This window comes from Bacillus sp. V3B, assembly GCF_024494465.1.
Lineage (GTDB): Bacteria > Bacillota > Bacilli > Bacillales > Cytobacillaceae > Bacillus_BD.
On sequence record NZ_JAETXM010000001.1, the window covers coordinates 464541 to 490215 of the forward strand.

At 35.9% G+C, this 25675-nt stretch carries 28 protein-coding genes; 25 read left to right on the plus strand and 3 right to left on the minus strand.

The window, feature by feature from the left end; all coding sequences use genetic code 11:
• Positions 1–198: 198 nt before the first annotated feature.
• The 5 genes from JMM81_RS02350 to lysA all read left to right on the plus strand — a co-directional run bounded on the left by JMM81_RS02350 (position 199) and on the right by lysA (position 4862).
• Entirely contained in the window at positions 199–819 is a 621-nt protein-coding gene (locus JMM81_RS02350; RefSeq protein WP_256240298.1) for a stage V sporulation protein AA, read from the plus strand.
• On the plus strand, positions 809–1231 hold the full coding sequence (locus JMM81_RS02355) for a stage V sporulation protein AB (RefSeq protein ID WP_256239889.1): 423 nt from the start codon (positions 809–811) through the stop codon (positions 1229–1231). Before JMM81_RS02350 ends, JMM81_RS02355 begins: the two co-directional genes overlap by 11 nt.
• Positions 1232–1262: 31 nt before the next feature.
• Positions 1263–1847: a stage V sporulation protein SpoVABEA gene (gene spoVAEA, locus JMM81_RS02360; RefSeq protein ID WP_256240299.1), complete on the plus strand. Its 585-nt coding sequence runs from the start codon at positions 1263–1265 to the stop codon at positions 1845–1847.
• Positions 1825–3306, plus strand: coding sequence for a spore germination protein (locus JMM81_RS02365; protein ID WP_256239890.1), 1482 nt, complete (start codon positions 1825–1827; stop codon positions 3304–3306). Before spoVAEA ends, JMM81_RS02365 begins: the two co-directional genes overlap by 23 nt.
• Before the next feature lie 227 nt (positions 3307–3533).
• Positions 3534–4862 carry a diaminopimelate decarboxylase gene (gene lysA / locus JMM81_RS02370; RefSeq protein WP_256239891.1) on the plus strand — a complete coding sequence of 443 codons (1329 nt, stop codon included), beginning with the start codon at positions 3534–3536 and terminating at the stop codon, positions 4860–4862.
• Between the two features lie 170 nt (positions 4863–5032).
• On the opposite strand, the gene JMM81_RS02375 is transcribed toward lysA, so the two are convergent.
• Positions 5033–5896 (minus strand): DUF1002 domain-containing protein, encoded by an 864-nt coding sequence (locus JMM81_RS02375; protein ID WP_256239892.1) that lies wholly within the window; start codon positions 5894–5896, stop codon positions 5033–5035.
• Positions 5897–6334: 438 nt separating this feature from the next.
• Here JMM81_RS02375 and JMM81_RS02380 point away from each other — a divergent pair, with 438 nt between their 5' ends.
• Entirely contained in the window at positions 6335–6697 is a 363-nt protein-coding gene (locus JMM81_RS02380) for a GNAT family N-acetyltransferase (RefSeq protein WP_256240300.1), read from the plus strand.
• Between the two features lie 3 nt (positions 6698–6700).
• Here JMM81_RS02380 and JMM81_RS02385 read toward each other — a convergent pair whose 3' ends face one another.
• The gene (locus JMM81_RS02385; protein ID WP_256239893.1) at positions 6701–7228 is read right to left on the minus strand and encodes a DUF309 domain-containing protein; all 528 of its coding nucleotides are present in this window, start codon (positions 7226–7228) and stop codon (positions 6701–6703) included.
• A gap of 248 nt (positions 7229–7476) precedes the next feature.
• Between JMM81_RS02385 and JMM81_RS02390 the strand changes: the two genes are divergently transcribed.
• From JMM81_RS02390 to JMM81_RS02470, 17 genes are all read left to right on the plus strand, one after another.
• Entirely contained in the window at positions 7477–8232 is a 756-nt protein-coding gene (locus tag JMM81_RS02390) for a segregation/condensation protein A (RefSeq protein ID WP_256239894.1), read from the plus strand.
• On the plus strand, positions 8232–8819 hold the full coding sequence (scpB, locus tag JMM81_RS02395; protein ID WP_256239895.1) for an SMC-Scp complex subunit ScpB: 588 nt from the start codon (positions 8232–8234) through the stop codon (positions 8817–8819). The genes JMM81_RS02390 and scpB overlap by 1 nt, the downstream gene beginning before the upstream one ends.
• Positions 8820–8933: 114 nt before the next feature.
• A complete protein-coding gene (locus JMM81_RS02400) occupies positions 8934–9353 on the plus strand; it encodes a hypothetical protein (RefSeq protein WP_256239896.1) in 420 nt (139 codons plus the stop codon).
• A gap of 26 nt (positions 9354–9379) precedes the next feature.
• Positions 9380–9868, plus strand: a complete 489-nt coding sequence (locus tag JMM81_RS02405) for a YpuI family protein (RefSeq protein ID WP_256239897.1) — start codon at positions 9380–9382, stop codon at positions 9866–9868.
• A 163-nt stretch (positions 9869–10031) separates the two neighbouring features.
• Positions 10032–10925 carry a superoxide dismutase gene (locus JMM81_RS02410; protein WP_256239898.1) on the plus strand — a complete coding sequence of 298 codons (894 nt, stop codon included), beginning with the start codon at positions 10032–10034 and terminating at the stop codon, positions 10923–10925.
• Between the two features lie 280 nt (positions 10926–11205).
• The gene (locus tag JMM81_RS02415; RefSeq protein WP_256239899.1) at positions 11206–12357 is read left to right on the plus strand and encodes a D-alanyl-D-alanine carboxypeptidase family protein; all 1152 of its coding nucleotides are present in this window, start codon (positions 11206–11208) and stop codon (positions 12355–12357) included.
• Positions 12350–12943 (plus strand): nucleoside recognition domain-containing protein, encoded by a 594-nt coding sequence (locus JMM81_RS02420; protein WP_256239900.1) that lies wholly within the window; start codon positions 12350–12352, stop codon positions 12941–12943. The genes JMM81_RS02415 and JMM81_RS02420 overlap by 8 nt, the downstream gene beginning before the upstream one ends.
• 9 nt (positions 12944–12952) lie before the next feature.
• Positions 12953–13480 (plus strand): spore maturation protein, encoded by a 528-nt coding sequence (locus tag JMM81_RS02425; RefSeq protein ID WP_256239901.1) that lies wholly within the window; start codon positions 12953–12955, stop codon positions 13478–13480.
• A 315-nt stretch (positions 13481–13795) separates the two neighbouring features.
• Complete coding sequence (locus JMM81_RS02430) at positions 13796–14518, plus strand: pseudouridine synthase (RefSeq protein ID WP_256239902.1); 723 nt, start codon at positions 13796–13798, stop codon at positions 14516–14518.
• A 204-nt stretch (positions 14519–14722) separates the two neighbouring features.
• Complete coding sequence (resA, locus tag JMM81_RS02435) at positions 14723–15247, plus strand: thiol-disulfide oxidoreductase ResA (protein ID WP_256239903.1); 525 nt, start codon at positions 14723–14725, stop codon at positions 15245–15247.
• Between the two features lie 19 nt (positions 15248–15266).
• Positions 15267–16892: a cytochrome c biogenesis protein ResB gene (gene resB / locus JMM81_RS02440; protein WP_256239904.1), complete on the plus strand. Its 1626-nt coding sequence runs from the start codon at positions 15267–15269 to the stop codon at positions 16890–16892.
• 12 nt (positions 16893–16904) lie between these two features.
• Positions 16905–18086 carry a c-type cytochrome biogenesis protein CcsB gene (gene ccsB, locus JMM81_RS02445; RefSeq protein WP_256239905.1) on the plus strand — a complete coding sequence of 394 codons (1182 nt, stop codon included), beginning with the start codon at positions 16905–16907 and terminating at the stop codon, positions 18084–18086.
• Positions 18087–18196: 110 nt separating this feature from the next.
• A complete protein-coding gene (locus tag JMM81_RS02450; RefSeq protein WP_256240301.1) occupies positions 18197–18934 on the plus strand; it encodes a response regulator transcription factor in 738 nt (245 codons plus the stop codon).
• Complete coding sequence (locus JMM81_RS02455) at positions 18931–20718, plus strand: ATP-binding protein (RefSeq protein WP_256239906.1); 1788 nt, start codon at positions 18931–18933, stop codon at positions 20716–20718. The genes JMM81_RS02450 and JMM81_RS02455 overlap by 4 nt, the downstream gene beginning before the upstream one ends.
• A 226-nt stretch (positions 20719–20944) precedes the next feature.
• Positions 20945–21496 carry an RNA polymerase sigma factor SigX gene (gene sigX / locus JMM81_RS02460; RefSeq protein ID WP_256239907.1) on the plus strand — a complete coding sequence of 184 codons (552 nt, stop codon included), beginning with the start codon at positions 20945–20947 and terminating at the stop codon, positions 21494–21496.
• Positions 21471–22244: a GerMN domain-containing protein gene (locus tag JMM81_RS02465; RefSeq protein ID WP_256239909.1), complete on the plus strand. Its 774-nt coding sequence runs from the start codon at positions 21471–21473 to the stop codon at positions 22242–22244. The genes sigX and JMM81_RS02465 overlap by 26 nt, the downstream gene beginning before the upstream one ends.
• A gap of 97 nt (positions 22245–22341) precedes the next feature.
• Positions 22342–22500, plus strand: a complete 159-nt coding sequence (locus JMM81_RS02470; RefSeq protein WP_256239910.1) for a hypothetical protein — start codon at positions 22342–22344, stop codon at positions 22498–22500.
• Between the two features lie 60 nt (positions 22501–22560).
• On the opposite strand, the gene JMM81_RS02475 is transcribed toward JMM81_RS02470, so the two are convergent.
• A complete protein-coding gene (locus JMM81_RS02475; protein WP_256239911.1) occupies positions 22561–22809 on the minus strand; it encodes a ferredoxin in 249 nt (82 codons plus the stop codon).
• Between the two features lie 281 nt (positions 22810–23090).
• On the opposite strand from JMM81_RS02475, the gene JMM81_RS02480 reads away from it, so the two are divergent.
• Together JMM81_RS02480 and JMM81_RS02485 are read left to right on the plus strand one after the other, a co-directional pair.
• The gene (locus tag JMM81_RS02480) at positions 23091–24146 is read left to right on the plus strand and encodes a YpbB family protein (RefSeq protein ID WP_256239912.1); all 1056 of its coding nucleotides are present in this window, start codon (positions 23091–23093) and stop codon (positions 24144–24146) included.
• A complete protein-coding gene (locus tag JMM81_RS02485) occupies positions 24143–25636 on the plus strand; it encodes a RecQ family ATP-dependent DNA helicase (protein WP_256239913.1) in 1494 nt (497 codons plus the stop codon). The genes JMM81_RS02480 and JMM81_RS02485 overlap by 4 nt, the downstream gene beginning before the upstream one ends.
• Positions 25637–25675 lie beyond the last annotated feature (39 nt).

Consider the following 25675-nt stretch of genomic DNA (forward strand, 5'->3'; position numbering starts at 1 on the left):
TTTTCTCCTGCTGCTTCATGAACGTGCCGTAACCTTTCAGCTACGCTGAAAGGCGTGTGAAATGGACAATTCACACGGATGAGTCAAAAATCGAAGAAAATCTAATTTTTACAATATCCATTTTTTGGAGTTCATGAAGATTTCGGTGATAAGAAATACTACTCATACAAGGAAATTGCTGTGAGGGATGTGAACATGTTGGGAAAAACGGTTTATATTCGACTTCGTCATCGTGTCTTAGTTCGACCTCACGAAAAGATATTTTTAAAAGATATCGCTCAAATCATTACGGAGGAGACTCTTCATGAACAGTTAAATCAACGGTTGATTTATCAGGTTTCCAATAACGATCGAAATATACTCATCATTGATGTGATGCATGTAGTATCTGAAATAGCTAAATTCGATCCAGCAATAGAAGTTCAAGTCCTAGGACCCTCACAAACCATTATAGAAGTTGTCTATAAGAAAAGAAAAGTTTCAATCGGTTTATTTGTATTAACTTGGTTTCTATTATTTTTTGGTTCCATGCTTACTATTATGAATTTTCATGAAGATGTAAGTATGCAAGATGTACATCAACGAATTTATACGATGATAACAGGGAAAAATGAAGAAAAGCCACTTCTATTTCAAATTCCCTATTCAATTGGATTAGGTCTTGGAATGATCATCTTTTTTAATCATGTCTTCAAGAAAAGACTTAACGAAGAACCAAGCCCACTCGAGGTCGAAATGTTTAATTATCAACAGGACCTCGATCAATACGTGATCATGCACGAAAATAAGGAAAGTGTGAAGAAGATCAATGATCACTAAGTCCCTGTTTACCATTTTTCTGGGATTTGCAGGTGGATTGTCAGTAGGGGCAGGCTATGTGGCTTTTTTAACAGTACTTGGAATCATACCTAGACTTACTCAACTAACGAAAACAATGAAAATGATTCAACTATATGAATGGGCAGTCGTAATCGGAGCAGTTGCCGGTACATTAGGGATATTACAAGAACCCCATTTTCACCTAACCCCATTGATTTTAATCGCGTTTGGTTTAGCGGGTGGTATCTTTGTTGGCATGATGACAGCGGCCTTAACGGAGGTACTGAATGTTTGGCCTATTTTAGCTAAACGAATCGGGGTAGATGACAAGATTGTTATTTTACTTATGGCACTCGTGTTTGGAAAAATATTCGGTTCATTGTTTCATTGGATTTATTTTGTCGATCATTAGGAAGGAAACTTTTTTGAAAGGACATCAAAATATGGATGGTGCTAGGCGAGTCATATTAGTTACGGATGGAGATGAATATGCACGAAAGTCACTTGAACTGATAGCAAATGAAATTGGCGGAAGATGTATTTCACTGTCCCATGGGAATCCATCTGTGTTAAGTGGACCTGAAATCATAAAACAAATCAAAAAAGCAGCACATGATCCTGTACTTGTCATGTTTGATGATAGTGGGTTTATTGGTGAAGGAGCTGGAGAACAAGCATTAAAATATGTTGCCCGTCACAAAGATATAGAAGTCCTCGGGATTATTGCTGTTGCCTCTAGAACAAGAAAAGAGGAGTGGACGAGAGTGGATGTTTGTATTGACCGTGATGGGGTATTGACAGCAAATGGTGTAGATAAATTTGGCATTCAAGAAATGGAAGAAGGTAGATTATATGGAGATACTGTATACAGCATTGATGAATTGGATGTCCCAATAGTTGTTGGCGTTGGGGATATTGGGAAAATGGCAAGGAAGGATCATTTTGATCATGGTGCTCCCATTACAAGACAAGCAGTAGAAATCATTTTGGGAAGGAGCGGATACTATGAGCAACAATCAAACAACTGATAAAACCCCCATACCTGAATCCGTAGGTACGATTGAGCAGTATATGAAACATCATGTGGGACTTGATAAAAGCTTTGATTTAGGCGTTAGGAAATTAAAGATTTTATCAAAAGATGTTCATTATTACTATGTAAATGGATTGTGTGATACACAATTCATCATTGAATTAACAGAGCAACTTGTCGAAATTAACGATCATGAGCAGACTTCTGTAAATCTTTTCGATCTTGTTCATAATCGACTTGTTCATCAGTCAGTTAACCCAATTGAAACAATGGATGAATTAGTCGATGAAGTACTTTCCGGACTGATCGTTGTTGTTGTAGATGGCTACAGTACTGGACTTGTTGTTGATGTTCGAAGCTATCCTGGGCGTACACCGATGGAACCTGATACAGAAAAGGTCGTTCGTGGTTCACGGGATGGATTTGTTGAAAATATTATTATTAATACAGCTCTAACAAGAAGAAGAATTAGAGATGAGCGTTTACGGTTTGAAATTATGCGTGTCGGTGAAAGAGGTAAAACGGATATTGCAATTGGCTATATTGATGGTGTGGCAAATCCAGATCTTGTAGAAATCATTAGGAAGGAACTTCAAGCAATCAAGATAGATGGTTTAACAATGGCTGATAAAACGGTCGAAGAATTTTTGTTAAAGCAGGGTTATAATCCTTTTCCACTTATCCGCTATACTGAACGTGCAGATATAGCAGCAACACATATATTAGAAGGACATGTTATTATTTATGTTGATACATCACCAAGTGTTATTATGACTCCAACAACAGTGTTTCACCATATGCAGCATGTAGAGGAATATCGCCAATCACCTGCGGTTGGTACGTTTGTTCGTTGGGTTAGGTTTCTTGGTATTTTATCGTCACTTTTTTTGTTACCACTGTGGTTTTTATTCGTTCTTGAACCATCCTTGTTGCCTGAGAGAATTTCTTTCATTGGACCTAATGAGTTAACGAATATTCCGATTGTAGTACAAATCTTTCTTGCTGATATAGGAATCGAATTTTTGAGGATGGCTGCCATCCATACACCAACATCGTTGTCGACTGCTATGGGTTTAGTTGCTGCTGTTTTAATTGGACAAATTGCCATAGATGTAGGTTTATTTGTTCCGGAAGTCATTTTATATGTATCGTTAGCAGCAATTGGGAATTTCGTAACACCAAGTTATGAATTAAGTATTGCCAATAAACTTGTACGACTCTGTCTACTCATTTGTGTCGCTATTTTTCACACACCAGGGTTGGTTGTTGGTATCACGCTATTTATTATTCTATTGGCGAGAATTCGTTCATTTAATACTCCTTACTTATGGCCACTCTTACCATTTCACCCAAAGGCATTAATGCAAATTCTTGTTCGTCGCGCTGTACCTGGATCTCAATTAAGACCTAGTATTATTCATTCGGAAAACCGGGTCAGGCAACCAAAGCAATAAACAGAAGCAATATTGCTTCTGTTTTTCTCCTTACTTTATAATAAGGATTAATAAATAGTTAGAAAGAGTATAAAAATATTTAGAAGGAGCACTTACTCTTAGGGTTATTGAATTAGTTCTTATATTGCGATTTAAACTACGTTATGATAAAGTATTTTTTAAAATAGCAAGTAGAGTCTATTTTAGATAAAGATTCGTTGATTTACTTAAAGGAACGAGGGACGGTCATGTATTATTATGGAACCACTGCAGTAAACGATAAAGGCCATTTAGAAATAGGCGGTGTTGATACTGTTGAATTGGTAAAGGAATTTGGTACACCAGTTTATGTTTATGATGTTGCTTTAATTAGACAAAGAGCGAGAAGCTTTCAGGATACATTTAAGAAATATGGTATAAGTGCACAGGTATCTTTTGCGAGTAAATCATTTTCAACGATAGCGATGGTCCAATTAGCTGAAGAAGAGGGACTTTCACTTGATGTTGTGTCTGGGGGAGAATTATATACAGCGGTTGCTGCTGGTTTTCCAATGGAGCGTGTTCATTTCCACGGTAATAATAAGAGTAGAGCGGAATTAGAAATGGCATTACATCATAAAATAGGTTATATCGTTGTTGATAATTTTTATGAATTGAGTTTACTTGAAGAATTATGTGCCGAAAAAGAACAAAAAATGGCTGTAGTCTTACGAGTGACCCCTGGAATTGAAGCACATACTCATGACTATATATTAACAGGACAAGAGGATTCAAAGTTTGGCTTTGGTTTACAAAATGGACAGGCAGAGGAAGCACTTCGTAAAGTAATTGAATCTTCATGGTTAATTGCATCCGGTCTTCATTGTCATATTGGTTCACAAATTTTTGAAACAACTGGTTTTACACTAGCAGTTCAGAAAATATTTGAAAGATTGCAAGAGTGGAAAACAGGCTATTCTTTTGAACCTGCCGTTTTAAATCTTGGTGGGGGCTTTGGAATTCGTTATACAAGTGAAGATGATCCAAAACCTGCCTCTGATTATGTAGAAGAAATTATTCAAGAGGTTAAAAAGCAGGCAGAAACGTACTCAATGAATATTCCGGAGATTGGAATTGAACCGGGAAGATCATTGGTTGGTGATGCTGGGATCACATTATACAAAATAGGTTCGAGAAAAGAAGTACCAGATGTTCGCCATTATTTAGCGGTTGATGGAGGAATGACTGATAACATCAGACCTGCTCTTTACCAAGCGAAGTATGAAGCTGTTTTAGCTAATAAGCCACTCGAAAAACCAACTGAAGTGGTATCGATTGCTGGTAAATGCTGTGAATCAGGTGATATGCTGATTTGGGATTTACCACTGCCCGAAGCAGATCATCAAGATATTTTGGCTATGTTTTGTACAGGTGCCTATGGTTATTCGATGGCAAATAATTATAATCGGATTCCTAGACCCCCTGTTGTATTTGTAGAAAATGGAGTAGCAACATTAGTGGTCAAGCGAGAAACCTATGAAGATCTTGTTCGTCTTGATTTGTCATTAAAAGAAACCATAAACGCTAAGCATCTGTAAAAGATGCTTAGCGTTTTTCATAGGAGCCTTTTTATTTGGCTGTGTTAATTAATGATTATCTCCTGAAAATTTGCCTTTGGTGTGCGTGGCCTGAGATTTTATTCCGTGGAATAACTTGGCGCGTACACCAAAGGCTTTTAAAGCATCAACAATGTTGTTAACAAGGTCTTTTATTTAGAAAAAAAGGATTTAATGGCATCAATTAAGTTGATGAAGAATTGTTTGATGCTTTCAAGAAATCCTTGCCCTTCTTCACTTTCAAGATAAGTGGAAATTTTATCTTTGGCAATTGTTAATTGATCATTGACTTGATTCCAATCGATATTTAAATCCTTTAACTTATTAAAAAGGTCAATTAAACTTTGCAACTGTTCTTCGGTTAATGTAATCCCTAGCTCTTTAGCAGCGTTTTCTACGATAACTCGAATATCCGCCTCTGTTTTTGGTTGTTGGTTAGCGATGTCTTCTTTAATTTTGGTTATCAAAGCAGAGGCCTTTTCTGTACCAATGCTATCACCTAATTCAGCGGATGTGACCAATTCTTCATTTGCAGCTTGTTTGACATCTTCAGGTATTGCTTTATCAGCTGATATTTCATATGCTTTGATAAGTCCAGTTAAAGCACCGGTCCCAGACACCTCAAAAGGAGCTGTAATATAAATTTTGGCATCCTTTACGCCTGCTGTAATTAAAGCATTTATGTACATTTCATCTGTAACCCAGTTAATATTATTTGTTTCAACTTCGAGACCTGAGTTTTTAGCTGCAATGGTAATGGCAGATGATGAGAAAGTTTGTGTACCAATTATAGATTTAGCAATATAGTTCCCTAAATATTTATGTTCTTCAGCATTTGTAACGGTAATAATTTGGGCATCTGTGGGTGCGTTCATTTCGGACAGGATCTTATTTTTCTGTTCTTCTGATAAGCTTTCACCTAAAGTAATGATCATATCACCAACCACTACATCAGCAAAACTGCGAAGAGGTAAAAAAAACAGCAATAGTATTAGTAGAATCGTAATCTTTTTCATTGCATCCTCCTTATAATATTGGCTATGTTAATGATTAATGTTGAAAATTTGCCTTGGTATATGCGACCATGTGTTTTATTCTATGGAATAACTTAATGGATGCGTATACCAAAGGCATTTAAAGCATCAACAATATTGTTTAACAAGGCCATAATATTAAATTCGTTCAAATAATAGACGGTGAAGGGTTTATTAAAGTTTCGTCATTTGATGTATTGTGATTCAAATAGGGAGCCTAATGTTAGGATATCCAGTTAAAAAGAATGCAACACAATCACAGGAAATTTTCATTGTCTGAAGATTGAAAGGTGATGGCCAATTATGTATGATTATATAGTATAATGAATTGAGTCATTGTAATTAAACAAGGTATAATAGTTTAAAAATCTTTTGAAATGGTAAAAATAGATTTAATGATTTATTAATGAGGGATTAATGATGCTAATTCGGTATAAAAAAACGTTAGAAAAAATTGCAATGGGTTTATTGTCTTTTATGCCTAGTGAAAAAGACTTGAAAAAACTTCAAAAGACAATTAAGCACTATGAAACAGATGAGAATTGGCAATTGTTTTTGTGGAAAGTAGATGAAGATATTATTGGTTTACTTGGTGGTATTTGGATTGATGATATAACCTTTAAAATTTACCATATTTCTGTCAATCCATCACATCGAATGCAGGGTATTGGAACCAGTATGGTAAAGGCATTAAAAGACTTATATCCAGATAAAAAGGTGACTGCTAATGAAGTTACGAAAGATTTTTTGAATAGATGTGGTAAGGAAGAAGGTAGTGATTAAAGCTCACTGCCTTCTATTTGTTTTTTTCTCTAATGCCTTTTTCCGTTCATTAATTACGCTTGTACGGTCTCTACTTACATGACGGTGTACGATTTGAAGGTCATTTATATCACTTTCACTGCACCATTGCATATTTAATTCAAGGCTCCGGTTTTTGCATTCCTCAACTAATGATTTTGAATAGATGGGGAGGGTCATGCTTTGATAGTCCTGCCTATTCTCAATGTGGGTAAGCTGTTCGTTCATTTGCTTAACAAGTAAGGTGAATTCAATCCCGAGTCTGATTAATTCTTCTTTATTTATAGAGAAAATATGAAGGGATTTTTGGATTGTTCGGGAGGCTCCCTTGAAATTGCCTCGTCTATGATGGTAATTCGCCACTGCTAGTTGAATAAAACCGACCCAAATGGATTCTTTATTTCCATTATCTACCTTCTTCCAATAATCTTCTAAAATCTCATGGCATTCGAAATAGTCCCTATTGCCATGAAAGTGCACTAAATAGTTTATATATTCCTGTGGAAACATCATTTTGCTTATTCTCCTTTTTAAAAAATTAAATTAGGTTAAGTGTAGCATAGAGTTGAGGGTTCGATACTGAATTTTATTAGACTTTTCAACCATTCAAACCATCGTAAGAAATTACTATTGGATTAATGGTATCTATCTACTATACTTATTAATGATTTATCTATCATAAAACATTGAAATAAAATAATGAAAGTCCAATAATCTTATGTTGATCAACAATAATTATTAGAAAAGTTTTGGTGGAATTTATGCAATATAATGTAAAAATTGATGCGTTTGAAGGACCGTTAGATTTGCTCCTACATCTTATCAATCATCTGGAAATTGATATATATGATATACCTGTTGCAGAAATAACAGACCAATATTTAATTTATATTCATACGATGAAAGAGTTACAGCTTGATTTAGCAAGTGAATTCTTAGTCATGGCAGCAACGCTATTAGCGATTAAAAGTAAAATGCTCTTACCAAATCATAATGCTGACTTTGACGAAGACCTTACGTTTGAAATGGAAGAAGATCCACGTGAAGAACTTGTTGAAAAGTTGATCGAATATCGAAAATATAAGGAAGTTGCTGATGACTTAAAATCTCTTGAGAAAGAGAGAGGATTGATGTTTACAAAGCCTCCTAGTGATTTAGCGGAGTATGCTAAAGACATAGAACATGAGAAAAAACCGGAGGCCGATGTATCACTCTATGATATGCTAGGAGCCTTGCAAAAGCTTTTACGCCGAAAAAAACTGCAAAAACCATTATTGACGAAAATTACTCGTCAGGAAATTCCAATTGAGCAAAGAATGAAGGAGATCATAAGTGACTTAAAGAAAACGAAAAGCCGCAAACGATTTTATGATCTATTTCCAATTTTAGATAAAGAGCATATTGTTGTTACTTTTTTAGCTGTATTAGAGTTAATGAAGAAAAATGTCATTTTAGTCGAGCAAGAGAAAAACTTCGCTGAAATTTTTGTTTCTGCAGTAGAAGGAGCGGGGGAATAATGGAAATTGTTAATTGGAAAGGAATAGTGGAAAGTTTATTGTTTGCGGCTGGTGATGAAGGGTTGACATTGAAGCAAATCTCTCAAGTCCTTGAAATCGAGGAAATAACAGCTGAGCAAGTTTTAGATGAGTTAATGAATGCCTACAATGAAAATGAAAACCGTGGAATTACACTTATTCAACTGGCAGAAACTTACCAACTTGCAACAAAAAAGGAATATTCTTCTTATTTGAAAAAACTTGTAGAGTCTCCTCATACAACAGCTTTGTCACAAGCAGCACTTGAAACATTAGCCATCATTGCCTATAAGCAACCGATCACAAGAATCGAGATTGAAGAGATTAGAGGGGTAAAAACAGAGAGACCTCTTCATACACTAATGGCAAAGGCTTTAATTAAAGAGGTTGGAAGAGCAGAAGGAACGGGCAGAGCCTATTTATATGGGACAACCAAGGGATTTCTCGATTATTTTGGTTTGAAGAATATTAAGGAACTTCCTCCGCTTCCAGAAAAAATGGATGAAGACTATATTCAGGAAGAAGCAGATTTATTTTTTGAAAGGTTTGAAGATAAAATGGATTCATGATTTTTCTAAGCTTTTTTAACGAATCTATGGTAAAATAGAAGCAACTTTAATTATTTTCTTACTATTCTTTATTTTTACATATTTACTTTTCAACAGATGGGGAGGAGGGCTTACTTGCTAATCAAATATTGTCGTGGATATGAATTGAAGAAGGAGAAACCAAATACCTCTGAAGACTATTTCAATCGAAGTGAAATAATTTTTGTGGAGAATGGGAAAGAACGAGTTTTTCGTGTTTTGTATCTTCGTTATTTTGAAGAAATGCTTCATGAATTTACACCATTTCAGCAAAACCCTATTTTTCATGTAGGGAATAGAGATGTTGAGTTAAAAGATCTTGTCGCATTAGCATGTTTGATTAAGAATCCTCATTATCGAAATCGAAAGCAAGTCTATATAAACAAAGGCTCGGAATTTTCCTTTTGTTTTGAAGGGGTGAACTTTGATAAATTAAGGAGTTTTTTTCAGGAATTAGAGGAAAACAAGGAAACTGTTCTTCATTCTTCACTGGACTATATGGTGGAATCTAATTAAAAGCTAATTTAACAGGGGTGAAATCATTGGGAAATACACTTGTTCAGACACAGATCATAGATGTGAAAAAATTTCTTGAATTTACAATCGCTGAATTTGAAACTTTTTTAAATAAGACGACTTTGAGTGGACTTGTTAAAGAAAAAGAAGGAGATTCTGAGTATTATAAATCTATTTTGTCTAATATCCGTAAACTACTTGTTTTTTGCGAAGAGGGATTGGACGCCTGTCGGGTGATTGTGAAGAATGAACCTTTTGCAAAAGCTGCTGCAGAAAAAACGCTTTACCGTATTTATCACCAGTGCATAGAAGAATTTTTCGCACCTAAAAGTGATGCTTGGTTTGAAGATAGTCGTTCTGCTTATACGGGGAAAAACTCAATTAAATTTAGACAGGATACACCTGACAGTATAAAGTCGGTTTTTAAGAATTTAGAAAGTACATTCCAAGAAATTCGAGAAGAGCTAGAATACTATGTAACAGATTACCAAACAAAAATGATCCAATCGAAATAGAAAAGCAGAAGTGGCTTAATACAGTGAAAAACCATCGAAATTTCGATGGTTTTTTTATGGAAGAAGTTTAACCTCTTTGTGTTCCATTTATTAGCCAGGCAATAATCTTTCCTATTATTCATAGAATAGTCACGGACACGAAATTAAGAAATGGGGGCTGGGCGTGAGTCTATTTAATGAATATGTAAAAGAAGTTATCAACTGGAATGATGATTTAAAACGTTTTTTAGAATCAGAACAGGTTGAAGAGGATGCTGAAATTTGGAATCGTTTAGATCAATTTACAAATATTATGGATGGGATTACTCAGAAAGATCTGAGTCAAGAAGATTTAGCAAGAATACAAACTGAAGTTGAGGAACTTCACAGTGAAATGGACCACTATTTTACAAACCGTCAAGAACTTGGCATGGTCTATATGAACGAACCATTTGTAGGGATTGGAAATCACAAGCTACCACCCCTGCCCTATGATTATGACGCTCTTCAGCCCTATATCTCAGAAGAAATTATGAAGTTACATCATACAAAGCACCATCAATCGTATGTGGATGGGTTAAATAAGGCGGAGAAAAAACTCAAAGAGGCCAGAAAAAGTGGGGATTTTGCGCTTGTTAAACATTGGTCAAGAGAGTTAGCTTTCCATGGATCAGGACATAATCTCCATACTGTTTTTTGGAATAATATGAGCCCAAAAGGTGGGGGGGAACCGAAGGGTGCTTTGTTAAAAGAAATTGAAAAGTATTTTGGTAGCTTTGATGCATTTAAGAAACATTTTACCGAAGCTGCTAAACAAGTAGAAGGAGTCGGATGGGCGATTCTTGTTTGGTCACCACGGTCTCGGCACCTTGAGATCCTTCAATCTGAAAGACATATGCTCTTAACACAGTGGGATACAATTCCACTACTTGTTCTTGATGTATGGGAACATGCTTACTATCTTCAATATAAAAACAATAGAGCACAATATGTAGATAGATGGTGGAATATTGTCAGTTGGAAAGATGTTGAAGAACGCTTCGCAAAAGCAAAAGAACTAAAATGGAAACCTTATTAAAACGAAAAGCGAAGACGCCTTGCCCAAGCACGACAAGCATAAGATGGTCCGGGGAGAAGGTTGTTCTTTAACCTTCTCATTGGAACAACTTATGACCTCGAGCGGTTAGGCGAAGTAGCTAGACAGAGAAAAGCGAAGACGCCTTGCCCAAGCGCGACAAGCACAAGATGAAGAAGAGCTTAAACATGTGATGAGTCCATGTTTGAGCTCTTTTTTGTCATATTGGGACGTGCCCCGCATAAACTTGTACAAACCGATTAAGGAGAAGAGGGATTACGAAATGAAATATATAAGATTGTTGATTGTTTTTATTGTTATCACCTCAACCATCTTACTGTATTTTCCCTTTAAAACTGAAGCTTCTGGGTATGCAAGTGCAAGTAGTGCTGTTTTAATGGAACAACAGTCAGGTAGAGTTTTATATGAAAAAAAGGCACATCAGGTCAGAAGAATTGCTAGTATTACCAAAATCATGACCGCTATTTTGGCCATTGAGTCAGGGAAATTAAATGATACAGTCAAAGTAAGTGAGAATGCGGTGAGAGCAGCAGGATCATCGATCTATTTGAAACCAGGCGAGAAAATTAAGTTAGAGGATCTTGTGTATGGTTTGATGCTGCGTTCCGGAAATGATTCAGCAGTAGCCATCGCTGAGCATGTTGGTGGAAGTTTAGATGGATTCGTCTATTTAATGAACCAAAAAGCAGAGGGAATTGGGATGAAAAACACTCATTTTGCAAACCCACATGGACTTGATGATCACGAGGATCATTTTTCAACAGCATATGACATGGCTTTGTTAACGAGATATGCGATGACAAATGATACATATAAGCTGATTGCGGGAACAAAGGTGCATCGTGCGCCAAACCCTACTGAAAACTGGGATCGAGTTTGGAAAAACAAAAATCGTCTCCTGACAGAGTTATATGATTATACAACAGGTGGTAAAACGGGTTATACAAAACGTGCAAAAAGGACACTTGTGACGACAGCAACAAAAGATAATCTTGATTTGATAGCCGTTACATTAAATGGACCGGATGATTGGAACGACCATATCAATATGTATGAATATGGATTTAAAAATTATAAGCTAGTAAATGTGTTACAAGAAGGTACAATTAAAGAGGTTAACGAGCCATTTTACAAAAAAAGAGTTTATCTAAAACATGATATTCTTTATCCTATTGCAAGCAATGAACGTGATCTATTTAAAGTTGAATTTAAATTACAAGAACCAAAGGATGAATGGCGTAAACAAGAAAAAGAACCAGATGTGGTAGGGAAAGCATTGATTTACTTTAATCATCAACTGATAGAAGAAGAGCCTCTTTTTTATAAACAGATAAAGGTGAAAGAAGACAAATCCTTCTTTGAGCACTTTCGAAATCTCTTTCATATTCATATGGGTGGGGACCTAGATGATTAATATCATATGGGTAGCATTAACGGTAATTGGATTCCTATTTGCCGCGATAAATGGAACAATGGAAGAAGTCAATGAAGCCATTTTTAAAGGAGCATCAGATGCAGTAACTCTCTGTATCGGCTTGATTAGTGTACTAGTCTTTTGGCTTGGGATCATGAAAATTGCTGAGCATGCGGGCTTGTTAGAAAAGTTAGCGATCTTATTTCGGCCTATTGTCACAAGATTATTTCCGGACATCCCAAAAGATCATCCAGCAATGGGATATATTTTGTCAAATATGATAGCGAATTTATTTGGGCTTGGAAATGCTGCAACCCCGCTTGGTATTAAAGCGATGGAACAAATGAGGGTGTTAAATGACAATAAAACGGAAGCAAGCAGATCGATGGTGACATTTCTTGCTATTAACACAGCAAGTATTACGTTAATACCGACTACTGTTATTGCCATTCGAATGAATTATAATGCGGCGTCCCCTACCGATATTGTGGGACCAACTTTAGTGGCAACATGTTGTTCGGGTGTGGCTGCCGTTTTAATTGATCGATGGTTTTATTATCAAAGATCCCGGAAGCGAAAGGGATGATGATGAAGAATGGGAATTGTTTCGATTATTTCTTTATGGTTTATACCAGTCCTTATTGGATTTATCCTGCTGTATGGAACCTTTAAAAAGGTTCCGACTTACGAGAGCTTTGTAGAAGGTGGGAAAGAGGGAATCAAAATTGCTATCTCAATTATTCCTTTTCTAGTTGGGATGCTTGTAGCCATTTCTATATTTCGTGCCTCTGGAGCACTCGAATATGTAATGAATTTAATACGACCTTTGATGGAAGCAATGGGTGTTCCAGCAGAAATTGTTCCTCTGGCGTTCATTCGTCCCATCTCAGGTACAGCAGCACTTGGAATGACGAGTGATCTCATTGCTGTACATGGTCCAGATTCATTCATTGGTCGATTGGCATCTGTGTTGCAAGGAAGCACGGACACAACTTTCTATGTTTTAACCGTCTATTTTGGTGCAGTAGGAATAAAAAAAATGGGGGATGCATTGAAGGTAGGCTTATGGGCAGATCTTGTTGGTATTATTGTAGCTATTATTGTCGTAACACTAGTATGGTAAAAAAATCACTTTCATCAATTTTGTAAAAATTGATGAAAGTGATTTTTTATTTGGCTATGTTAATGATTATTGTTGATAAATGGCCTTTGGTGTATGTGGCCATGTGTTTTATTCAGCATGAATAACGTAATGAACGCGTACACCAAAGGCTTATAAAGCAGCTACACGATTGTTTAACAAAGCCTTTTATTCTTATCTAATTGTGCTGATTTCACTTTTATTTTTCACTTTCATTTTGAAAAAAGTATAAATTATGGCATAATTCAAGATGAAAGAATTGAGAATATAGGAAAGTTATTCAATAGAGGTGACTACATGGAAAGACTTCAGAAAGTAATTGCACATGCAGGATTTGCTTCAAGAAGAAAGGCAGAAGAAATGATTCTTGAAGGAAAGGTAAAAGTAAATGGGAAAGTGGTTAAAGAGTTAGGAGTAAAGGTGTCCCCTTCAGATCGAGTAGAAGTGGGAGGAATTCCAGTTGAAAAGGAAGAGCCTGTTTATTTTCTTTTTTACAAACCACGCGGTGTTATATCCAGTGTCCAGGATGAGAAGGGGAGAAAAGCGGTAACAGACTATTTTCCGGAAATTAAGCAGAGGATTTATCCGGTAGGTAGGCTTGATTATGACACATCAGGAGTGTTGTTATTAACAAACGATGGGGAATTTGCAAATTTACTTATGCACCCCCGAAATGAGATTGAAAAAGAATATATTGCAAAAATAAAAGGGGTTCCAACGAGAGAAAATTTAAAAAGTCTAGAAAAAGGAATTCACCTTGAAGATGGTAAAACAGCTCCGGCAAGGGTGAAGCTGATTTCTGCCGATAAAAAGAAGGGAACAGCTATTATTCAGCTGTCCATTCATGAAGGAAGAAACAGGCAGGTACGTAGGATGTTTGAAGCCATTGGACATCCTGTTTTGAAACTGCGCAGAGAAAAATATGCTTTTTTAACTTTGCAGGGTTTAAAATCGGGAGATGCTAGAGAGTTAACGGCACATGAAATAAAGCAACTTAGAGTATTGGCTGAAAATTCATAGAAGTTTCACAATTGTTTTTATAAAAAAACAATACAATAATGTGGTTAATGTTATAATATTGGCAAACTATTAAATTTTTCTGAAAAAATATAGGGGTATAGTTCGGTCATCATCTATTGATTGCATATAATCGATGGTGATCTACTATGTTTTTCAACATGTAGTATTAGGTGATAGAGAAAAGCTTTGGGGGAGGGATCATGGTTGAAGAAACGGCGGTTATGGATGAGAACAGCCATCCTACTCTTATTGGCAGCTGCTGTTATTTTTTCATTGTATGCCAATTTTACAAAAGATAAAGTACAAAAAGTTAAAATTGGTGAGACAGCACCTGATTTTGAGCTTGTTGATCTAGAAGGTGAAAAACATCGCCTATCTGAGTATGAAGGTCAAGGTGTATTTTTAAATTTTTGGGGAACATATTGCAAGCCTTGCGAAGAGGAATTTCCATATATTGATAATCAATACAAGATCTTTAAAGATCAGGGCGTGCAAGTATTGGCTGTTGATGTTGGAGAAACCGAATTTGCCGTCACAAAATTTGTTGAACGTCATAATCTGACCTTTCCTGTTGTCATTGATAAAACAGGTGACGTGCAGACTGCATATGGGATTAATCCACTACCTATTACCTTTTTGATTGATAAGGACGGAACAGTGGTTAAATCTCATACAGGACAGTTGACGGAAGCAATGGTACATAGTTTTATGGAGCAAATACAACCTTGAATATGGGGAGTTTTTTTTTATGAAAGAGGTAAAGTGTGAATGTGGACATGTCAATCCGCATGGAACGGTACTTTGTGAAGCTTGCGGAAAAGTTCTTAAGGAGAAGGAAAATGATCAGCTTTTAGTAGACATGAGGTATGAAGGCAGTGCACGCCGTTCACAAACCTACAATAAGACTGTTATTGATAAAATTTGGAATTTTTTCTCTTCTGTAAAAGTGGGAGTTACCTTGATTGTGATTACCTTGATCGCCTCTTCATTAGGAACGATTTTTCCACAAGAAATGTATATTCCACCTTTGATACCAGCCGCCGAATTCTATCAGGACCAATATGGTTCGCTAGGTAAGGTCTATTATGAACTAGGTTTCCATAATTTATACAGTTCATGGTGGTATTTATTATTAATCGCTTCAATCGGCGTGTCACTTGTTATATGTAGTCTTGATCGCATAGTTCCTCTTTATCGAGCATTGAAAAAACAAAAGGTAACGAGGCATGAAGGGTTTTTAAAGCGTCAACGTTTATTTAGTATAACAAGTGAATACGAGGATGTAGAAAAACTTGATTTGATTAAAGAAAAATTAAAAGCAAAAAGATATCATATAAGAGAAGAAGATGGAAATATCCTTGCTGAAAAAGGGCGTTTCTCAAGATGGGGGCCATATGTAAACCATGTTGGCCTGATCATCTTTTTAATTGGAAGTATGTTACGATTTGTTCCTGGAATGTATGTCGATAAAATGTTATGGCTCCGTGAAGGAGAAACAAAAGTGATTCCCGAAACAAATGGTGAGTATTATTTGAAAAATGATCAGTTTTTACTAGAAGTATATGACAAAGAAAAGGATGATGAAGTTTTTGATGCCGCACTTGACCAAGCTGGGATGGTGGTCAAAAATTATCAATCCAATGTAACCTTGTATAAAAAGGAAGGGGATACCATTCCTGGGAAAGCACCTGAACTGGAAAAAGTGAAGGACGCTCAGATACGAGTCAATGACCCTTTGAAATTCGAAAGTTTTGCTATCTATCAAGTAGAGTATAAGCTGAATGAATTAAATAAAATGACGTTTGCGTTAAGCAATAAAGAAACAAATGAGGAATATGGAAATCTGACGATTGATTTATATAATCCTAAAACAACATATGAATTATTAGAAGGCTATTCGGTTGAAATGCTTAGTTATTTTCCGGATTTTGAATTTGATGAAGCTGGGGAACCTTCTACAAAGTCGAAAGTCCCGAATAGTCCAGCTTTTATTTTTAAAATGTTTACACCTGACAAGCCTGATGGGGAAGTTAGTTTTGTGGCCATTCAGCAGACGATTGAACCTTTGGGTGACAATGAATATAAGATGGCTTTTAAAAGTGTTGAAACAAAAAATGTATCTGGGTTAACAGTGAGAAAAGATTTAACACTTTGGATTCTTGTGCTTGGCGGTGTTATTTTTATGATTGGAGTTATACAAGGGGCTTATTGGAATCATCGACGTATTTGGGTTCGTAAAGTAAATGGGGAAGTTTGGGTTGCAGGACATACGAATAAAAATTGGTATGGTTTAAAGAGGGAAATATCAGCGGTATTGGATGGTACCGGGATTAAAGAACCTTTCGATCAACTAGATACAGAGAAGGACGGATAAGGGGGAAGTAGGTTGGTTAACCTAAGTAGTAATTTATTATATGTAGCTTTCGTTCTCTATTTAGTTGCTACACTTTTTTTTGGAGGGGCAATTAAAGACAAAAGGGGTAATCAAGGAAAGAAAAAGTTAAATAGATGGTCAATGGTAGGTATTGTGATAACCATTATTGGTTTTGGAGCTCAGTTGGGATATTTTATTACCCGTTGGATTGCTGCGGGACATGCACCGGTTAGTAATCTTTTTGAGTTTACTACCTTTTTTGGAATGGCCTTAGTTGGGGCATTTATTGTGATATTCTTTATATACAAAACTCCATTATTAGGCTTATTTACGTTGCCTGTCGCAATTCTAATCATTGCCTATGCAAGTATGTTTCCACGTGATATTTCACCACTCATTCCGGCATTGCAGAGTGACTGGCTTCATATTCATGTGACGGCAGCTGCAATAGGTGAAGCGATACTAGCCATTAGTTTTGCGGCTGGATTAATCTATCTTGTTAAGTATATTGATCAATCGAAAAAAAGTAAAAGAACGTTTTGGCTCGAAACGATAATGGTTAGTTTGCTATGTACAGTAGGTTTTATTGCAGTTACAACCACTTTTTCTCTAATGGATTATAAGGCAAACTTTAATTGGCAGGATAAAAACAATGTTGTAGCAGAGCTTGAATATACAATGCCTGCATTGGTTGGTCCTCATGAAGGAGAGCTTCTAACAGAGGGGAAATTTAAACCATTAGTTGATCTTCCAGCAATCATTAATGCGAAAAAATTAAATACAGTGATCTGGTCCATTGTAGCAGGTCTTGTCCTATACGGCTTAATTAGAGTGATTTTTAGAAAACGCATAGGGGCTCTTTTAAAGCCGCTTGTGAAAAATATTAATTTAGATTTGGTTGATGAGATTAGCTATCGCTCAGTTTTAATTGGATTTCCTGTTTTTACATTGGGTGCCTTAATTTTCGCCATGATTTGGGCGCAAATAGCTTGGACACGCTTTTGGGGATGGGATCCAAAAGAAGTATGGGCATTAATTACTTGGCTCTTTTATGCTGCGTTTTTACATTTGCGGTTGTCAAAAGGCTGGCACGGGGAAAAATCAGCATGGTTAGCTGTTATTGGTTTTGTCATTATTATGTTTAACCTTATTGCTGTTAACCTAGTAATTGCTGGATTACACTCATATGCTTAATCCTATTCGTAGCCTCCACTTAGTCAGTGAAGGCTTTTTTTAAAAGGTATTTAATCATGAACATGAAAGAAAGCATAGAAAAAAACAAGTTCTTTTTGTACAATATATATATGCTAGGGGGGAATCTTTTGGATAAAAATGCAAAAATTTTAGTTGTAGATGATGAAGAAAGAATTCGACGTTTATTAAAGATGTATTTGGAACGGGAAAATTATGTAATTGAAGAAGCGGAAGATGGAAATGAAGCTTTAGAGAAAGCGTTATCAAATGACTATGATGTGATCCTTCTGGATTTAATGATGCCTGGTAAGGACGGAGTTGATGTTTGCCGGGAATTACGTGAAAAGAAAGTAACACCTGTCATTATGTTGACAGCAAAAGGTGAGGAAGTAAATAGGGTGCAAGGCTTTGAAGTGGGTACAGATGATTATATCGTTAAACCGTTTAGTCCACGTGAGGTTGTCCTACGTGTGAAGGCTTTGCTCCGACGTTCATCTAATAGTACAAGTTATGTACAAGCTGAAACGGTTACAAAGGATGTTATTGTTTTCCCGTATTTGACCATTGATAACGATGCCCATCGAGTATTAGCTAATGGGCAAGAGGTCAGCTTAACGCCAAAAGAATATGAATTACTTTTTTATCTCGCAAAATCTCCTGATAAAGTATTTGATCGGGAGCAGCTTTTAAAAGAAGTATGGCATTATGAATTCTTTGGTGATCTGCGAACTGTTGATACACATGTGAAACGGTTACGGGAAAAATTAAATAAAGTTTCAGAACAGGCGGCAAAAATGATTATTACTGTCTGGGGTGTCGGCTATAAATTTGAGGTAATAAATGAATGAAGTTTTGGAGAAGTGTTGTTGTAAAGCTTTGGTTTACAATCCTTTTACTCGTATCCTTTATCCTTCTTATTGCATCGGTTATGATTATCGAGTCTTTCCAAAATTATTCGGTTTCGGAAAATGAAAAGGATTTGACGGATACTGCTGTTAAAATCGCAAAAATTGTCGAAACGTATGACCATGAAGTTGGTCTAGAAATCTCTTGGCAATTAATTGATGATCTCACACGAGTAACGATTATAAAAAAACAACCGAATGATTATTACACATCTCCTAATCAAGGTGGAATCATTAAACTCCCCGTTTCTTATTTCTTAGAAGATGAGGAATTGGCTAAAGTGATTGAACAAGAGGAAACGACACGAGTGGTTACATCACTTCCGAAAGGAGATAACGCAACCGATTATTCACAAATCGTTATTATTGGTGTTCCCTTTGAACAAGATGATGGTAGTAGCGGAGCAGTATATATATATCAACCGCTTGAAGTGGGTGAAGAAACAGCAAGAGAAACGACGAAATTTATCTTGTTTGCAGCGGGAATAGCGATTATTTTAACGACCTTTTTTGCTTTCTTTTTATCAACTAGAATTAACGCACCTTTAAGAAAAATGAAGGAGGCTGCTTTTGAGGTTGCACGAGGGAAATTTGATACAAAGGTACCTATTTTAACACATGATGAAATAGGCGAATTAGCGACTGCTTTTAATCAAATGGGTAGACAGTTGAAATTCAATCTAAATGCTCTTAGTCAGGAAAAGGAACTGCTTGCTAGTATTTTAAGCGGGATGATTGATGGTGTTATATCCTTTAATCGGGATGGTACGATTTTGATGACAAATCCCCCAGCTGAAATATTTTTGCAAAACTGGTATTTTGAAAAGAAAAATCAGGACAATAATGTTGATGCAGTGCCATCAAGAGTAATGGAATTATTCGAACTTGCTGTTAGTACGGAAAAGGAGCAAATGGGCGAAATTACTCTTCAAGGACGCAATTGGGTAATGGTTGTAAGTCCACTTTATAGTCATCAAAATATCCGTGGAGCAGTTGCGGTTGTAAGAGATATGACTGAAGAAAGAAAGCTTAATAAAATGAGAACTGATTTTATTGCGAATGTTTCCCATGAATTGCGAACACCAATTGCAATGATGCAAGGTTATAGTGAAGCGATTGTAGATGATATTGCTCAAACGGATGAAGAAAAGAAAGAAATGGCAAAGGTCATTTATGACGAATCACTGCGAATGGGTAGATTAGTAAATGAACTTCTTGATTTGGCAAAAATGGAATCAGGTCATTTTAATCTGTCTATTGAAGAGATTGAAATCAAACCGTTTTTAGACAGAATTAACCGGAAGTTTCAAGGGTTAGCAAAAGATAAAAAGATTACATTATTGTTTAATAGAGAAAATGGGGAAGAGTTCTTTGAGTTTGATCCAGATCGAATTGAACAGGTTTTAACGAATCTAATTGATAATGCGATTCGTCATACACCCGAGGGTGGATCTGTAACAATTATTGAACGTAGTGATCAAAGAGGACTTCGTATCGAAGTGCAAGATAATGGCTCAGGAATTCCAGAAGAAGACTTGCCGTTTGTATTCGAACGCTTTTATAAGGCTGATAAGGCGAGAACAAGAGGGCGTTCTGGAACAGGACTTGGACTGGCTATTGCGGAAAATATTATTGAAGCACATCATGGAATGATTACTGTTCAAAGTAAGTTTGGACAAGGAACGACATTTTCTTTCTTTATTCCAAGGAATATGAAAGAAAATTAAAGAATTTGCCGACTGATCTTGATTCACAAGGAACAGAACGAAAATGTAAGAGGCTGTCCCATAAGGTGTCTGACATCTTGTGGAACAACCTTTTTTTCATGGTTATCTTGAAAACACTCCCCATGTGATTATTCATGGGCTATGACAACAGATAGGTGAATTCAAAATGAAAATGAAACTTTTTTGAATGTGTTTCGACTAATTTTATGAACGGTGAGGGGAAACGATGGACTCCGTTTTTGATGAATTATACGAGAAGTACCACCATGATGTCTTTCAATTTCTATTTTACATGGTGAAAAATAAAGAACAAGCTGAGGATCTTGTTCAGGAAGTATATATAAGAGTATTGAAATCATATTCGAAATTTGAAGGAAAGAGTAGTGAAAGGACTTGGATTTTTTCAATTGCTCGGAATGTAGCGATTGATTGGTTTCGTAAACAAAAGAGCTGGAAACAGCGTATCATTGAAAAGTTTGATTGGTCTACGCAGCAGGTAAGGGATGATCAACCCATTCCAGAGGAAATAGCTATACAAAGAGATGATATACAACTAATTTATCGTTGTTTAGATAAATGTACGTTTGATCAAAATATGGTGATTGTTATGAGATACTTCAATGAGTTGTCTATCTCGGAAACAGCCCAATCACTGAATTGGACAGAAAGCAAAGTGAAGACAACTCAACATCGAGCATTAAAAATACTGCGAAAGCATTTGGGAGAAATGATGGCAGAGGAGGAAAAGTCTGTTGAAAAAGCCAGAGTGGACCGATAAACAACTAGAAGATGGTCTAAAACAGCTACCGAAGATCCAAGATGATCGAGACCCTCGTGATATTTATCAAAACGTCTTGTTAAAGCTTAAGAACAGACGATCAAATCAGTGGCTTATCTCATTTGCCGTTATAGCATCCGTATTCATTCTTTTCTTAGTCGTGTCATCTAATATGAATAACGGGATAGATAGAGAGGAGAAGGCTACCGAGAATGAAGGTGAATCAATGGAAATGACTTTGAAAGAAGAATCACCTTCTTCTAATGGAATAAACGAAAAACAGAATGAGACAAATATTCAAATGAATGATGAAAATAATAGTCTGATGGATATAGGGCCAATGGAAAGCACAAAGAGTAGTGCATACTTTTTCTTTTATCCTACTAAAGAGCAATCTGCCCCCTTTTTAATTCCAATTGATCAAAAATATACTTCGGTAAGTGCTGCTCTTGATGCAATGAAAAAGGATCAAACAAAGGACCTTAAGGCTTCGATTCCAGAAGAGATACAGGTTGAATCTATTGACGGCTCGAATAAGACATTAATTATTTATTTATCGGATCATTCTCAGGTTGAAAACAATCAATCGATGGTCTACACGATAGAAGCTATATTATTTACAGCAAAAGAGTTTGATTTTCACACTGTTCAATTTGAAAATACTCCTATATTGGAAGTTGGTAAATTTCGTTTAGATCATCGTATAAAGGTTCCAAGTGCGGAAAATAAACAAATCATGGATCCTTAAAAAATGAATAACAAATTAAGGTGATTTTAGTTCTATTGATGGACAAGTACAAGTATTGATAGTGTGAAAGGAGTTATAAGGTATAAGGAGGAAAAGAATGAGAGATTATTTAAAACGGTTATTGATTGTTGGCATTATGGCATTTTGTATTAGTTTATTATTCTTTGGGATAAAACAAACTCAGGCTGAAGTCTCTGTCAGTGAGTCCAATTTAAATAAGCAGATATTCAAAGTACCACTATTTTGGTTTAACTAAAACTAAGCCTTCATAAAAAATAAAAAGTTCCCTTCTAATGAAGGGAACTTTTTTGAAACTTTATTCGAATTTAGTTGCGTCACCATCAAATGCTTCATCAGCAACTTTAATTGAATCTGTAGGGCAACCATCGAAAGCATCCATCATATCATCGATTAATACTTCTGGAACTTCAGTTGATCCCGCATTATCATCAAGAATTACAAATGCGATACCTTCATCATCGTAATCATAAATGTCTGGTGCAGCTGCACCACATGCACCACATGCGATACATGTTTCTTTGTCTACTATTGTGTATTTTGCCATGAATAAAACCTCCTAGTAATATTAAACGCTTTATTTTTATCGTTGAAACGATTAGTTAACGATAAGCATCTTTCTCATATTCTATTGTAAAACTGTCTGAATAACTTTTCAATAGAAAAAATATTGAAAATACGTTTTTATGTCATTTTTCCTCAAAAAAATAGTTTTTTTGTATAACAACCAGTCATTTGGTCATGGTATGATGAAATAACTAGCAGATTTTGTTTGTACATGTGATATATATCTAAAATAATATTAGGATGAAATAACAGGGTGATGAAATGGAGCTCACTTTTTTACAATCGATTATTTTATACATTTTGCAAAAATTGAAGGGTGAACGCACGATTTATGCAATTTTTCACTTGCTTCATGGTAAAAAATCTTCGCAAACCATTCAGGATGCTCATTTGTTTCATTTAACAGCCTTTTTTCAGACGGATGTAAATATAAGCCGACAGTATTTGGAAAAGACAATTACAGACTTCATGACCCATCATATGATTATTGAAACTTCTGCACAACATTATATTGTCACAGAATATGGAGAAAGTCAGTTATCAAAATCATTAGCAGTAAGACCCATTCCGATTCACTTAAATGGCTGGAAATATCAACGAATGGCTGCAGTACTTTGGGAGAGAATGTCTCTTTGTGTACAGGTTATTTCTCATCTTCAGAATCGTGAATCAAAATATATACCAGTACAAAGAAGGCCCGAAACACTAGTTTGGATAAGACAGTTCTTGAAACGAAATAAGCTAAGTAGAGAATCCCTTGGCTTAAAATTATATAACGAATTGGTTACTTGTTTAGAAAGCGACTCTTTAATCGATCCTAGCTTATTAGTCATGAGGCTAAGCGGCTATCGTTCTGTAGGTCTAACAGCAACACAGGCAGCCAAAAAAAGTGAGATGGAATTATCTCTTTATCATTATCACTTTTTGAATATTCTTCACTATTTAGTTGAACAAATTGAGATAAACTCAAGCCGTTTTCCAATTTTAGCTTCATTTTTGGATCAAACGCAAAAGGATCACTTAACCATTTCTACGGAAAAGACATTTGCTTTGTTAAAGCAAGGATATTCCGTTACTGATATTATGACCATTCGCCGGTTAAAAAAAAGCACGATTGAGGATCATCTTGTCGAATTAGCTTTAAATGTAAAAGAATTTTCCATTGATCATTACGTGTCAATGGAAAAACAGCAAAAAATAAAGAGTACTGCAAAAACATTGAATACAAAGCAACTTAAACAAATTCGAAATGCTACTCAAGATGCAGATTACTTCGAAATTAGACTTGTATTGGCAAAGTATGGTGAGGGATTATGATGCTCGAAAAATATTTGAATCACTACTTTCATTTCACCACTTTTCGTCCAGGGCAAAAGGAGGTTGTTACATCCATTCTCGAAGGGTGTCATACAATGGCTATGTTACCTACTGGGACAGGGAAATCACTATGTTATCAACTTGCTGGCTATATGATGGATGGTCATGTTCTCATTGTTTCACCACTTTTATCTTTAATGCAAGATCAAGTGGAACAAATGAAAATGAACGGTGAAAAGAGTGTTGTAGCTATTAATTCTTTTCTTGTTGGAAAGGAAAGAAACCGTGTCTTGAATAATTTGTCCTCTTATAAATTCATTTTCATTTCACCAGAAGCATTAGTAAATGACAGAATGATTGGGATATTAAGAAGTCTATCCATTTCGTTATTTGTGATTGATGAAGCCCACTGTATTTCCCAATGGGGTTATGATTTCCGGCCTGATTATTTAAAGCTTGGTGATATTCGTCGAAAGTTGGGTCAACCACTGACATTGGCATTGACTGCAACGGCAACAAAACAGGTGATCCAGGATATTATACATTCATTACAGCTTGATGAGTGCAAAAGAATCCTTTTTTCAGTTGATCGTCCAAACATAGCATTAGCAGTTAAGAAAATAGATAATTATCAAGAAAAATGGACTGCTTTGTATCATTACATCTCAAAATTTACTGGGCCAGGGATCGTCTATTTTTCCAGTAAAAAGGTCGCAGAACAAGCGGCCGATTATTTGAAAAAAAAAGGAATATCCCGGGTGATGGCCTATCATGGTGGAATGGATCAAGAATCACGAGTTTTAATTCAGCAACAGTTTCTTAATGACCAGCTTGATATCATTTGTGCCACGAGTGCATTTGGAATGGGGATTAATAAAGAAAATATTCGTTTTGTGATTCATTTTCATATGTCCCAACAAATGGAATCCTATCTTCAAGAAATTGGACGTGGAGGTAGAGATGGGAAGCCGAGCATTGCGCTCTTACTTTATTCGCTTGGTGATGAACAAATTGCTTATCAACTGGCAGAAGCAGAAATTCCTTCAACTGCTCAACTTGATTGGCTAGCTAGTGTTTTGGAAAAGGAAAAAAAGGAATCCTTCCAACAGCCAGAATTACAAGATGAGCTAAAACAAAGGGGTGGATTTACTGATATTCAATGGAGGATTTTAAGTGATTTTTTGTTGCAACAAAATGCTGAAAAAAATGGAATTCGTTCTGAGATAGATGAATTTAAAAAAATTTTAGAAAATAGGCGGTTATTGAAGAGTAGGAAGATTGCTTCGATGACGAGTTGGAGCGTGTCTGAAAGCTGTAGAAGAGATCAAATCCTTTATTATTTTCAGGAAGATAATAAAATGTCAAAGCCTGAACAATGTTGTGATATTTGTGGATTTGATGTGAGTAGTTTCGACCAATCAACTGTTCAGGAAAATGTTCATGTCGAATTTAGTTGGAAACAGCGCTTGGCTGATATATTATTAAAATAGTAGAAATAATTGAAAGTTACTATGTGAGTAAGTAGCGTC